Origin of the sequence: Bacillus sp. AFS053548 (genome assembly GCF_002575105.1) — a bacterium.
Taxonomy (GTDB): domain Bacteria; phylum Bacillota; class Bacilli; order Bacillales; family Bacillaceae_G; genus Gottfriedia.
The window spans coordinates 17,803-31,044 of the sequence record NZ_NUHI01000003.1 but is presented as its reverse complement, the minus strand read 5'-3'; the positions used below and the strand labels follow the sequence as shown (position 1 = coordinate 31,044).

Annotated in this window: 10 protein-coding genes, 1 pseudogene and 1 other annotated feature (1 of these 12 only partly in view); all 11 genes and pseudogenes read right to left on the bottom strand. The window is 34.9% G+C overall.

Annotated features, from left to right (window positions below; translation table 11 throughout):
- Positions 1-20: 20 nt before the first annotated feature.
- Positions 21-1,172 carry a thiolase family protein gene (locus CN946_RS00955; protein WP_098859503.1) on the bottom strand — a complete coding sequence of 384 codons (1,152 nt, stop codon included), beginning with the start codon at positions 1,170-1,172 and terminating at the stop codon, positions 21-23.
- 29 nt (positions 1,173-1,201) lie between these two features.
- A complete protein-coding gene (locus CN946_RS00950) occupies positions 1,202-2,350 on the bottom strand; it encodes an acyl-CoA dehydrogenase family protein (protein WP_176547155.1) in 1,149 nt (382 codons plus the stop codon).
- A gap of 186 nt (positions 2,351-2,536) precedes the next feature.
- Positions 2,537-3,541: a zinc-dependent alcohol dehydrogenase family protein gene (locus CN946_RS00945; RefSeq protein ID WP_098859502.1), complete on the bottom strand. Its 1,005-nt coding sequence runs from the start codon at positions 3,539-3,541 to the stop codon at positions 2,537-2,539.
- A gap of 969 nt (positions 3,542-4,510) precedes the next feature.
- The gene (locus tag CN946_RS00940) at positions 4,511-5,359 is read right to left on the bottom strand and encodes a DegV family protein (protein ID WP_176547154.1); all 849 of its coding nucleotides are present in this window, start codon (positions 5,357-5,359) and stop codon (positions 4,511-4,513) included.
- A 209-nt stretch (positions 5,360-5,568) separates the two neighbouring features.
- Positions 5,569-6,144 carry a 3-isopropylmalate dehydratase small subunit gene (gene leuD / locus CN946_RS00935; protein WP_098859500.1) on the bottom strand — a complete coding sequence of 192 codons (576 nt, stop codon included), beginning with the start codon at positions 6,142-6,144 and terminating at the stop codon, positions 5,569-5,571.
- The gene (gene leuC / locus CN946_RS00930) at positions 6,122-7,516 is read right to left on the bottom strand and encodes a 3-isopropylmalate dehydratase large subunit (protein ID WP_098859499.1); all 1,395 of its coding nucleotides are present in this window, start codon (positions 7,514-7,516) and stop codon (positions 6,122-6,124) included. The genes leuD and leuC overlap by 23 nt, the downstream gene beginning before the upstream one ends.
- Complete coding sequence (gene leuB, locus CN946_RS00925) at positions 7,516-8,580, bottom strand: 3-isopropylmalate dehydrogenase (RefSeq protein WP_098859498.1); 1,065 nt, start codon at positions 8,578-8,580, stop codon at positions 7,516-7,518. The genes leuC and leuB overlap by 1 nt, the downstream gene beginning before the upstream one ends.
- A gap of 41 nt (positions 8,581-8,621) precedes the next feature.
- Positions 8,622-9,743: pseudogene (locus CN946_RS00920) on the bottom strand (2-isopropylmalate synthase); the annotation flags it as partial.
- 3 nt (positions 9,744-9,746) lie between these two features.
- Positions 9,747-10,757, bottom strand: coding sequence for a ketol-acid reductoisomerase (gene ilvC, locus CN946_RS00915; protein ID WP_098859496.1), 1,011 nt, complete (start codon positions 10,755-10,757; stop codon positions 9,747-9,749).
- A gap of 45 nt (positions 10,758-10,802) precedes the next feature.
- Positions 10,803-11,318: an acetolactate synthase small subunit gene (gene ilvN / locus CN946_RS00910; protein ID WP_025671139.1), complete on the bottom strand. Its 516-nt coding sequence runs from the start codon at positions 11,316-11,318 to the stop codon at positions 10,803-10,805.
- Entirely contained in the window at positions 11,318-13,021 is a 1,704-nt protein-coding gene (gene ilvB / locus CN946_RS00905) for an acetolactate synthase large subunit (protein ID WP_098859604.1), read from the bottom strand. The genes ilvN and ilvB overlap by 1 nt, the downstream gene beginning before the upstream one ends.
- 84 nt (positions 13,022-13,105) lie before the next feature.
- Positions 13,106-13,242: a binding site (T-box leader), on the bottom strand; it runs 99 nt beyond the window's last position.

Sequence of the window (13,242 nt, the reverse complement as noted above, 5' to 3'; positions counted from 1 at the left end):
CCCCAGTTTGTTGTTGGTTATTAATTTAATCTCTCAATAATCGTTGCATTTGCCATACCATGGCCTTCACAGATCGCTTGTAATCCGAAACGACCGCCTGTTTTCTCTAAAGCATTACACAAAGTAACCATAACCCTCGCACCACTTGCACCAAGTGGGTGGCCTAACGCGATCGCTCCACCGAATATATTTAATTTTTCAAATGGTACATTTAATTCTTTTTGCCATGCTAAAGGAACTGTGGCAAATGCCTCATTTATTTCAAACAAATCGATTTGATCGATTGTTAAACCACATTTATGTAGAACTTTTTGAGTTGCTTGAATTGGCCCTGTTAACATTAATTGAGGATCCGATCCTACTACCGTTCTCCCAATAATTCGAAACTTTGGCTTAAATCCTAATTGATGAGCTTTTTCTTTACTCATTAATAGTAATCCTGCTGCTCCATCACTAATTTGACTTGCATTTCCAGCAGTAACCGAACCATTTTCAGTAAATGCTGGTCTTAAAGTAGATAATTTCTCAATAGAAGAGTTTTCTCTCGGTCCTTCATCTTTCGTAACTTTAACAAGCTCACCTTCTTGATTCTTAACAGAAACTGCAACAATTTCGTCTTCAAAATAGGCTTGTTTCATTGCTTTTAATGCTTTTTGATGGCTATTATAAGCAAATTCATCTTGTTCACTTCGACTGATATTCCACTTATCATTTATGCGTTCTGCTGAGATTCCTTGGTTAAAGTCACCAAATTTATTCGTTAGTTTTTCATTCCATTTTGAACCTTTTAAATTCGAAAACATTGGTACACGTGTCATACTTTCAACACCAGCTGCAATGACAATGTCCATATCTCCACTTAAAATGGCTTGTGATGCAAAATGGACAGATTGTTGACTTGATCCGCATTGTCGGTCAATTGTAACTCCAGGCACTTCAATTGGTAGACCTGCTAATAAAGCAGCAACTCTACCAATATCACCAGCCTGTTCACCAATTTGAGTAACACAGCCCATAATCACATCATCTATTTCTTTCGGATCAAATTCATTTCGACTTACTAATTCCTTTAGTACAATTGCAGCCAAGTCATCAGGTCTTGTTTCGCTAAAGCTGCCGCCTCTTTTACCAATAGGTGTTCTTAAAGCATCAACAATAACTACTTCTCTCATCAATTTGATCCTCCAATTTTATGTCTGGTTTAATTTAATCCCATTTGTTTTGCGATAATTGTCTTCATGATTTCATTTGTCCCTGCATAAATTGACATGATTTGAATATCTCTGAAACGTCTAGCAATCTCGTATTCTTCCATATATCCATATCCACCATGCAATTGAAGACACTCTGAAGCTACTTTTTTACCTAAATCTGTAATCCACCATTTTGCCATTGATACTTGCTTAACAACATTTACGCCTTCCATATGCTTATAGATTAAGTCATCAATGAAAGTACGACCAATTTCAATTTCAGTAGCCAATTCTACAAGTTTAAATTGAGTATTTTGGAATCCAGCAATTGATTTCCCAAATGCTTTTCTACTTTTCACATACTCAGTTGTCACTTTCAGCATTTCTTCAGCTGAAACTAATGCTTCTAAAGCAACTACTAATCTTTCTTGCTGTAATTTTTCCATTAAGTAATAGAAGCCTTTTCCTTCTTCACCTAATAAATTCTTTACAGGTACTTTAGCATCTTGGAAAATTAATTCAGCTGTATCTTGGCTATGAAGTCCTACTTTATTCAATTTCTTCCCTCTAGAAAACCCAACTGTATCTTTTTCGACAACTAGCAAGCTTATTCCTTTATGAGCAGGTCGAATTGTCGTATCAGTTTTAACTGCAATGATAATCAGGTCTGAATGAATACCATTCGTAATAAACGTTTTCTCACCGTTAACGATATAGTAATCACCTTCTTTTACCGCAGTTGTTTTAATATTTGCTAAATCTGATCCAGCACCTGGTTCAGTCATGGCAACTGCACTAATATATTCACCTGAAATACACTTAGGCAGCCATTCCATTTTTTGCTCTTCATTTGCATAAGCAGTCAAATAAGGTACAACAATATCATTGTGTAATGCTACACCAACTAAACTTGAACCAACTTTCTCAAGTTCCTCTATAATAATGACTGAATAGCCAAAGTCTACACCTAAACCACCATATTTTTCGTCAACATAAGGACACAAAAATCCTTCATTTCCTAATTTATCCCAGAATTCTCTAGGGATCATTTTGTTTTGTTCCCACTCTTCATAGAATGGTACAGCTTCTTTTTGTAAGAACTTTCTAAGAGCCGTGCGGAAGATTTCATGTTCTCTAGTTAAGTAAGAATGTTTCATAATAAGCCCCCCAAAATATTTAATCACTTTATTAAAACGCTTACAATACTCAAAATACTAAATTTTTTAAATATTACATTTGTAATAATCATATGATGTTAATTGTAATTTATCAAGGAGCAAAAAAAAAAGAACTGAATAGTTCAGTTCTTTTGATTGAAGACAAACTTCAAAAAATAATACAAATTAACCAATTTTCACTGTAATCTTACCAAAATTATTTCCCTCACCCATTCGTTGTAATGCACTTAGGACATCCGTAAATTCAAATGATTGATCTATAATTGGTTTAATTTTATGTTCTTCAAAAAATGCTAACATTTGTTCAAACTCTCTTGGACTTCCCATCGTTGTCCCTCTAATGTCCATATTTTTAAAGAATACTTTTGGTAATACTGTTTGAGGAACTGGTCCATTTGTCGCACCGAATGATACGATTCTTCCACCTTGATCAGTCAAATCAATTAATCGATTAAATGATTCTCCACCAACTCCATCGATTGTAAGGTTTACAAATCCAAATTCTTTACGAAGTTTTTTATACCAATCATTTTCTCGATAATTAAATCCAGCAGTCGCACCCATTTCAATTGCCTTTTCAATTTTTTCATTGCTACTAGATGTAACTAGTACTTTTGACCCGAATGCAACAGCAATTTGTAATGCATATAATGCTACACCACTACCAATACCTGGAATCAATACCGTATCATTCTTTTGTAATTGACCACGTGTTATTAATGCTCTAAATGCAGTAAGTGCAGCTAATGGAATTGCTCCAGCCTCTTCCCATGACAAGTACGCAGGTTTTTTATAAACATTTTCAACTGGTAGTTTAATAAATTCAGCAAATGTACCATTTGAGGGCATTCCAAGTACAGTGAATTCATCAGAATTGATATCGTCACGATCTCCCCAGTTTAAACTCGGGTTCATGATAACTTCATCACCTACAGTAAACCCCGTTACTTCTTCTCCAATTGATTCAATAACTCCGGCACCGTCAGATCCTAAAATTCCATCTAATTTCATCCCTGGATACATACCGTGCGTTATAAAAAAGTCACGTCTATTTAATGATGCTGCCTTTAACTTAATCACTACTTCATTCGGATGAACAGTACCAATCTCAACATTTTCCAATTTTAGTGACTCTGGCCCTTTAGTGTCTCTTAAAATATAAGCTTTCAATTACATCACTCCTATTCATAAAAGAATTAATATATGTAAAAAGACGATAAATAAATCTTACTCAATTTTATTTTACCAAAAAAGTTAAATACGGTTTAGTAAAATGATCAGGTAGGTAAGATTATGGGGGAAAATAGGAGGTGGATTCTGGGTTTTATGTGATATAGTTTATGATGTTTAGGGCAGGTTTTTAGATATTAATAGATTTTTGTTTTACTTTATTGATTAGTTTTGTGTTTTTTTATTTATTCAAATTAAATTCGGTACGTGAAATTTCTTTTAATGCCCTGGTTTGAGTTCTTAAACAAAGTGGAGCGTTATTCATAATAAACTAGACATTATTAGCAAAGTACTTCTATTTTTGTTCTAATTAAAAGCTTTTTATAGAGGATTCTCTTGATTTTAAGCTTATTTTGAACGTTGCACACAGATTGGAGCATCTTATTTGCAGTTTTGGGTATTTTGTTTGCAGTTTTAATATTTTTATTGGTACATTTGATAATTTTAATTGCAGCTCAATGAATTAGTTTGCAATTTTAACAATTATATTTGCAGATTAGATAATTTTGTTTGCACTTTTGACGTTTTTATTTGCAGTTGTTAAAAACGACAATCCACCAATAGTCCTTAATTACAGAATATTATCACTCTATTTTTTCGAACGTTCTTTCCTATTGAAATAATGGTAACTTAAACTTCTATCCTACTAAAATTAATTTCCACAGGAATAATCTACTGATTTCAAAATAGAAGTGTTTTTATACTTAAAAATTACAAATTTTCTGATATTTTTGCATTTCGCTTTGTCAAAAGTTGTTTTATCACCAATAATTATGTCTCTTTATAAACAACAGAAATTTGTTCTTATTTACTTTTAAACTACTTTTTATTATATCTATAAACTTTTTAATTTGAAAGTTTTACTAAACAAAAAAACTCTCACCACTTTGAGAGTCGAAATGAATTTTCTTAATTAGCTAGAAAAAAGATTCCTATTGCACTAGGACCAGTGTGAACGCCGACTGCTGAACCAACTGAGTTTTCTATTATTTGCTCACTACCAATTAGTTCCTTTAATTGTTTAATAAATTGTTCGGTAGAATCATCTTTTACCCCATATACAACACCAACATTTTTACTAAGTTCATCTTTTCGGATCTTCATTAATTCTAGCATGCGATTTAATGCTTTTTTTCGACCTCGTACCTTTTCAAGTGGTTTAAATTTTCCTTCGCTTACTTCCATAATCGGATTTATATTTAGCATGCCACCTAAAAATCCGGCAAACTTACCAACACGACCGCCACGTATTAAATATTGGAGATCTTCTATCGTAAAAATATGTTGGATCTTATTTATATTGTAATTTAATTGTTTCATTAGATTCTCAAATGATTCATTATTATTTAAGCCTTCTATTAACTCCATTACTAATACGCAAATTCCTAGTGAAACTGATCTAGTATCGATAATATGAATAGAGGCATTTGGATTATTTTCTAAAATATCTAGTTTTACTAATTGTGCAAAATTGTACGTACCTGATAAGTCACCAGAACAAGTAAGATAGACACAATTTTGTTCTGCACTACACGAGACTAAAGTTTGGTAAATTGCATCGTAAGAAGGTAAGGACGAAGTAAAGTTCTCTCCATTTTTCATTCTTTGCATTAACTCATGTGATTGTAAATTTACTCCATCAAGATACTCTTTTTCTAATTGGTCATACACTCTTAATGGAATAACTGAAATATCGTATTTCTTCAATAGATCAGTAGGAAGATCAGAAGAGCTATCTACAATAATTTTTAGGTTCAATTTAATCACCTCTCTCTAGATTAATAATGTATTTAATCTTATTAAACAATAATCCAAATATTCAAACAACTATTTTTTATTTAAGTTAATTTTATCGACAAATTTGCATTAAAAAGGAGCAACTTATCTATTTTCCGTATTCCTCATGCTTGAAATTAAAAAGAAGTATCTCATAAGTAAGTTAACTTATAAGACACTTCCTATTTTAGTTATGCGTGTAATTTTTCATATTTCTCAATGTCAATTTCATATTTCATCGTAATCGAAATATCATCTAAGCCATTTAGTAACTTTTCTTTCCAAACAGGATCGATTGCAAAATCAAAGTCCCCAAATATCGTTTTAACGACTTGTTTTTCTAAATCCACTTCAATTTCTTGGTTCCCACTTAATGTAGATAATTGTGAGCGAATCTCATCTTTTAAGACAATCGGTAGCATCCCATTTTTTATACAGTTATTGTAGAAAATATCTGCGAAGCTACCAGCAATTATAATTGTAAATCCATAATCATTTAACGCCCAAGGTGCGTGTTCTCTAGATGAACCGCAACCAAAATTATTTCCACTTACTAAGATTGAAGCATTTTTTCGATCCTCATTATTTAATGAAAAAGATTGATTAGGTGAGCGATCATCATGATATCGCCATTCATCAAATAAAAATTCTCCAAAGCCAGTTCGTTCTATTCGCTTTAAATATTGTTTTGGAATAATTTGGTCTGTGTCGATATTATCTAACATAATTGATACAGTTGTGCCTTTATGCGTACGTAACGGTTTCATTTGCTTGCTCCTTTCGAATATCAATAAAATGACCATGTACTGCAGCAGCCGCTGCCATTACCGGACTTACTAAATGTGTTCTTGCTCCTTTACCTTGTCTTCCTTCAAAGTTTCGGTTTGAAGTAGATGCACAATGTTCGCCAGCTGGCACTTGGTCTGGATTCATTGCTAGACACATTGAACAACCAGCTTCCCTCCATTCAAATCCTGCTTCTATAAAGACTTTATGTAGTCCTTTTGCCATCGCTGCATTACGAACCTTTTTTGATCCTGGAACAACTAATGCACGCACATCAGATTTTACTTTCTTTCCTTTTAGATAATTTGCTGCTTCCTCTAAATCTGACAATCTAGAATTTGTACATGAACCGATAAATACATGTTGAACTGGAATCTCATTAGGTGTGATTTCTGGCTTTAATCCCATATATTCATAAGCTCGTTCGTAGTTCTCATCCTTGGCTTTTGGAAGGGCTTCATCAATTCTTACGCCCATTCCAGGATTTGTTCCCCAAGTTACGTAAGGTGCTAGGGTAGCTACATCCACTTCGATTGTTTTATCAAATGTCGCTCCCTCTTCAGTATATAATTTCTTCCATTCTACTAATTTTTCATCATATGAATTTACTGTATATTTTCGCCCTTTTAGATAATCGAATGTTTTTTGATCAGGAGCAACTAATCCTGCTTTTGCTCCTCCCTCAATCGCCATATTACATAAAGTCATACGCTCTTCCATTGACATATTTGTAATTGCTTCACCATAAAACTCAATGACAAATCCAGTTCCCATTGATACACCATAAGTTGCTAGTAAATGAAGAATGATATCTTTAGCATATACGCCTTTTGGAAGCTTACCTTCAAGTTTTACACCCATCGATTTCGGCTTAACTTGCCATAAAGTTTGTGTTGCTAAAACATGTTCAACTTCACTTGTTCCAATCCCAAATGCTAAAGCACCAAAAGCACCGTGGGTAGATGTATGACTATCTCCACAGACAATTGTTTTTCCTGGCTGAGTTAACCCAAGTTCTGGTCCAATTACGTGGACAATGCCTTGGTCTTCATCCGTAATATCTGCTAAAGGAATATTGAACTGCTGACAATTATTTCTTAACGTATCCATTTGTTGTTTAGCAATTAAGTCAGTGATGACTAATTGATTTTGTGTTGGTACATTATGATCCATCGTCGCAAATGTTAATTCTGGTCTTCTTACTTTTCGATTGGATAATCTCAATCCTTCGAAAGCTTGGGGAGAAGTTACTTCATGGACTAAGTGTAAATCGATATACAAAAGCTGGGGTTTACCCACTTCACCTGTTACAACATGATTTTGCCAAAGTTTATCAAACAATGTTTGTTTCATCAAATACTACCCCCAACTGTTTGAAATTGTAATTCCTTTACTACTTGCTCTGTAAATTCAATCGTTGAACTTTTACCACCTAGGTCACCAGTTAAATAGCCATTATTTATTGAATTAACAATCGCGTTTTCAATCGAGTTAGCTTCATCAACTAAGTTAAAATCGCGAAGCATCATCGCCACTGACCTTAATATTGCAATTGGGTTAGCCTTATTTTGTCCAGCGATATCTGGTGCTGAACCGTGAATTGGTTCATATAATGAAGGACCTTTGCCAGATCTACTTGCTGAAGGTAGCATTCCTAATGAACCAGTAATCATGGAAGCTTCATCACTTAAAATATCCCCAAATAAATTTTCAGTAACGATTACATCAAACCTTCTTGGGTTTCGAATTAACTCCATCGCTGCTGCATCAACAAGAATATGCTCAACTTCTACTTCTGGATAGTTTGAACTTAATTCATTTACAATTTTTCGCCAAAGTTTACTAGATTCTAATACATTTGCTTTATCAACTGATGTAAGCTTGCCTTTTCTAGTTTTTGCTAGCTCAAATCCATACTTTACAATTCGTTCAATTTCTTCTCTAGTATAGGAAAGAGTATCTGTTGCTTCATTTTCATTATGGAAACGAGGTTCAGAAAAATAAATTCCGCCTGTTAATTCTCGAACGACGACAAAGCTTACATTTCTTACTTGTTCAGATTTTAAAGGTGAATGATTGACAAGTTCATCATAAACATCGACTGGTCTAATGTTTGCGTATAAATTAAGTGATTTTCTTAACCTTAATAAGCCACTTTCTGGTCGTTCAACACCTTGATCCCATTTTGGTCCACCTACTGCTGCTAATAATACGGCATCCGAATTTAAACAATTATCTAATGTTTCTTTCGGTAATGAAGTGCCTGTTTCATCAATCGCGTGACCGCCGAATAAATTTGTTGAAAAAGTAAAGTCATGTTGATAAGATTGTGCAATCTGTTCTAAAACCTGTACTGCTGAATTCATAATTTCTGGTCCGATTCCGTCTCCTGGAAGACATGCGATCTTTAATTTCATTTTAGAACCTCCTTTTTGCTCCACTTACTAATAATGTTTAATAAATCTGCATCTGTAATTTCTTTTTTAGTATCTGTCAAAGCTTTAAATTGAATAAACGCTTCGTTTATAATTTCTGTTGAAAAGTTGAATCCAAGTTCTTTTAATCTGTCAGTAAAAGCATGACGTCCTGAATGTTTCCCTAGTACTAATGAATTTGTAGAAAGTCCAATTAGTGAAGGGGGGATAATTTCATATGTTGTTGGTTCTTTTAGGACACCATCTTGATGAATACCTGATTCATGAGCAAATGCATTTGTACCAACAATTGCTTTATTCTTCTGGACAACCATACCTGTAAGACGACTAACAAGTTCACTTGTCTTCGTAATTTCATGTAATCGTAAATTAGAATTTTTTCGGTAAACATCTTCCCTAATATGTAGTGCAACGGCTATTTCTTCTAGTGCTGCATTTCCTGCTCTTTCCCCAATTCCATTTACGGTGCATTCTACTTGGGTTGCTCCAGCTTGTATTGCTGCTAAAGAATTCGCTACTGCCATTCCTAAGTCATCATGACAGTGACAAGAAAAAATGGATTTATGATAAGACGGTACATTTTCTTGTAAATATTTAAATAGATCGTAGTATTCTGAAGGACTTGTGTAACCAACAGTATCTGGAATATTAATCACATCTGCCCCTGCTTTAATGGCAGTCTCTGCGAATTCGGCAAGAAATGCTCGATCAGTACGACAGGCATCCTCAGCTGAAATTTGGACTTTTGGAAAAAAGGATTTTGCAAGTTGCACACAATGTTTAGCAGTTTCCAAAACTTCTGATCTCGTCATGTTTAATTTATATTTCATATGAATATCACTTGTTGCTAGAAATATATGAAGTCTCGGTTCTGCAGCATTTTTTAACGCATCCCATGCTGTTTTAATATCTGAATCTTTTGCTCGAGAAAGGCTTGAGACGGAGACAGAACGAATCTGTCTCGCAATCTCTTGAATACCTAAAAAGTCACCTTCTGAGGAAGCGGCAAAACCAGCCTCAATGATATCAACACCTAAAGCTTCTAGTTGTCTTGCAATTTCGAGCTTTTCAAATCGATTTAAATTAACCCCAGGAGATTGTTCGCCATCACGTAATGTTGTATCAAGAAACTGAATTTTACTCATTTTTTATTTCACCTCGACCTTTTCTTTTCTTTGGATAAATGGCATCATAGCACGAAGTTTTTCTCCAACCTCTTCAAGTTGATGTTGTTTTTCACTTTCATTAATTTCATTGAATACTGGACGACCATTTTTATTTTCGTTAATCCAGCCTTTAGCAAACGTACCATCTTGAATTTCTGCTAAAATATCCTTCATCGCTAATTTTGACTCATTCGCTACTACTCTAGGACCAGATACGAAATCACCCCACTGTGCAGTATCAGAGATTGAATATCTCATATAGCTCATTCCGCCTTCGTACATTAAATCAACGATTAGCTTCAACTCATGTAAACACTCAAAGTATGCTACTTCTGGCTGATAACCTGCTTCTACTAATGTTTCAAATCCCGATTTTACTAAAGAAGTTACACCACCACATAGTACCGCTTGCTCTCCGAATAGATCTGTTTCAGTTTCCTCTTTAAATGTAGTTTCAAGAACTCCTGCTCTAGTAGAACCAATTCCTTCAGCATAAGAAAGTGCTACATTTTTTGCTTCGCCTGTTACATCTTGGTAAACAGCGAATAATGCTGGAACCGCTGCTCCATCGACAAAAGTACGTCGAACAAGATGTCCTGGACCTTTTGGAGCTACTAAAAATACATCAACATTTGCAGGGGGAACAATTTGATCAAAGTGAACATTAAATCCATGTGCAAACGCAAGCGCATTTCCATTTTCAAGATATGGTTCAATTTCATTTTTATAAACAGTTGGTTGATGCTCATCCGGTAATAGAATCATTACTACGTCTGCTACCTTTGAAGCCTCTGCAACCGTAGTTACATGTAGTCCATCATTTGCTGCAGCGTCCCATGATTTACCAGGGCGACAACCAACAACTACCTTATGACCATTTTCATGTAAATTTAAAGCATGTGCGTGACCTTGTGATCCATAACCAATTACTGCAATCGTTTTCCCTACTAATACATTTTCCTTCACGTCTGTACCATAATATACTTTAGCCATTTTCAAATTCCTCCAATTTTTTGTTTTATATTTTTATATTTTTATTTAATAAGAGAGTAGCTTTTGAGCATGCTCCTTATGTTTAGCAGATCTAGTAAATGCGGTTACACCTGTTCGAGCTATTTCTTTTAGTTCGAAAGGTCTTAATAATTCAATCAAAGCCTCTACCTTATCAGAAGTACCAGTTACTTGAACGACAATCTGATCACGGCTTACATCAATAACTGAGGCTCTAAACGGTTCAATTAGACTATAAATTTCATTTCTAGTAGCTGCATTTGTACTCACCTTTATTAAGGCCAGTTCTCTAGCAATAACTGATTCTTCTGTTATATCTGCTACTTTTATCACATCAATTTGCTTGTGAAGCTGTTTAATCAATTGTTCAACCTGTTGTAAATCCTCTACATGTACGACAAACGTAATTCTTGAAATATGATCTTGTTCAGTATGTCCTACAGAAATACTTTCGATATTAAAGCGTCTTCTGGAGATTACTCCTGTAATTCTGTTAAGTACGCCACTGTTATTTAATACAGTTGATGTAATGACCCGTTTCATTATTTCACCCCTTCCATTTCATGAATTCCTTTACCAGGTGGAACCATTGGTGTAACGATTTCAGCTTGATGAACTCGACAATCAATTAAAACTGGCCCATCAAATTCAATTGCTTCTCTTAATTGACTTTCAACTAAATTTGGATCTGAGATTGTCATCCCTTTTATACCGTAAGCTTCAGCAAGTTTCGTAAAACTAGGCTGGCAGTCTAATAGAGAACTAGAGAAGCGGTCATTATAAAAAGCTGATTGCCACTGTCTTACCATTCCTAAAGCTGCGTTATTTAAAATTAAAATTTTAACTTGTAAATTATGTTCCTTGATCATGCTCAATTCTTGCAATGTCATTTGGAATCCGGCATCACCTACGATGGCTACAACTAATTCATCAGGCTTTGCAAATTGTGCTCCAATTGCAGCTGGTAAACCAAATCCCATCGTTCCGAGTCCACCTGAAGTGATCCATTTATGTGGTTCGTCAAAAGGATAATACTGAGCCGCCCACATTTGATGTTGACCTACATCCGTGGAAATCGTCGCTTTCCCATTTGTAATCGAATGGAGTAAAGTTAAGACATTTTGTGGTTTAATGACTTCTCTACTCGGTTCATACTGCAAAGGAAAGGCTTCTTTACGACTTTTAAGTAGCTCTAACCATTCACTATGGTTTTGTTTTTCTACTTTTTGTTTTAATAGAACTTTCAGAACTTCCTTAGCACATCCAACGATTGGAATATTTGTTGGAATAACTTTGTTTATTTCGGCAGGATCTATATCGATATGTGCTACAATCGCATTTTTAGCAAAGTGTGCTAAATTACCCGTTAACCTATCATCGAATCTTGCTCCGATGTTTATTAGTAAATCACTTTCATACATTGCCATATTTGCTGTATAAGTTCCGTGCATGCCCCCCATTCCTAGGAATAATTCCTCATTTGCTGGAAATCCACCTAGCCCTAAGAGCGTATTTACAACTGGGATATTGAACTTTTTTATAAATTCAGTAAACTCATCAGCTGCTTTTGCATGTAATATTCCTGCTCCAGCTAATACGACTGGTTTTTTAGCTTTTTCAATTGCTCCTATTAACTTTGTAATTTGAATATAATTTGGTTCATATGTCGGTTGATAACCTGGTAGTTGAATTTCTACTTCGTCCTTTTTCACTCCTTTTTCAACCATCATATTTTTTGGTAGATCGATGACGACTGGACCTGGACGGCCTGTTGAAGCAATATGGAATGCTTCTTTTACGATTTGTGGGACATCTTCAACATTACGCACTTGGTAGTTATGTTTTGTTACTGGCATTGTAATTCCGATCACATCTGCTTCTTGAAAGGCATCCGTTCCGATTACATTTGTAGCAACCTGACCAGTAAAAACAACTAGTGGTAATGAATCCATCATCGCATCTGCTAAACCAGTCACTACGTTTGTTGCACCTGGACCACTTGTTGCGATTACAACTCCTGGTCGACCAGTCACTCGTGCATATCCTTCTGCAGCGTGGATGGCCCCTTGTTCATGCCTTGCTAGAATGTGAGGAATATCAGCATCATAAAGTGCATCATATAATGGTAATACTGCCCCTCCAGGGTAACCAAAAATCATTTCAACATTTTCATTTTTCAAAGCATCAATTAGTAAATTTGCACCTGACAATTCTTTTGACAGAGTTCTTATCGAATGATGACTCATTTCTACATTTCCCTCCATTTTTGGATAAAATTTACCCATTTATTCGCAATAAAAAAAGCCGTAACTCCACACTTCAGCAGATGCTGAAGGGGCGAAAGACTTTTCGCGGTACCACCCTTCTTCTTAGGTTAATAACCTAACTTTGGGATTTTGGCTAACCAAAATCTGGTTATAACGTGACCAACGTTCAAGCTTACATTACAATTAATTCAGCTTGACAC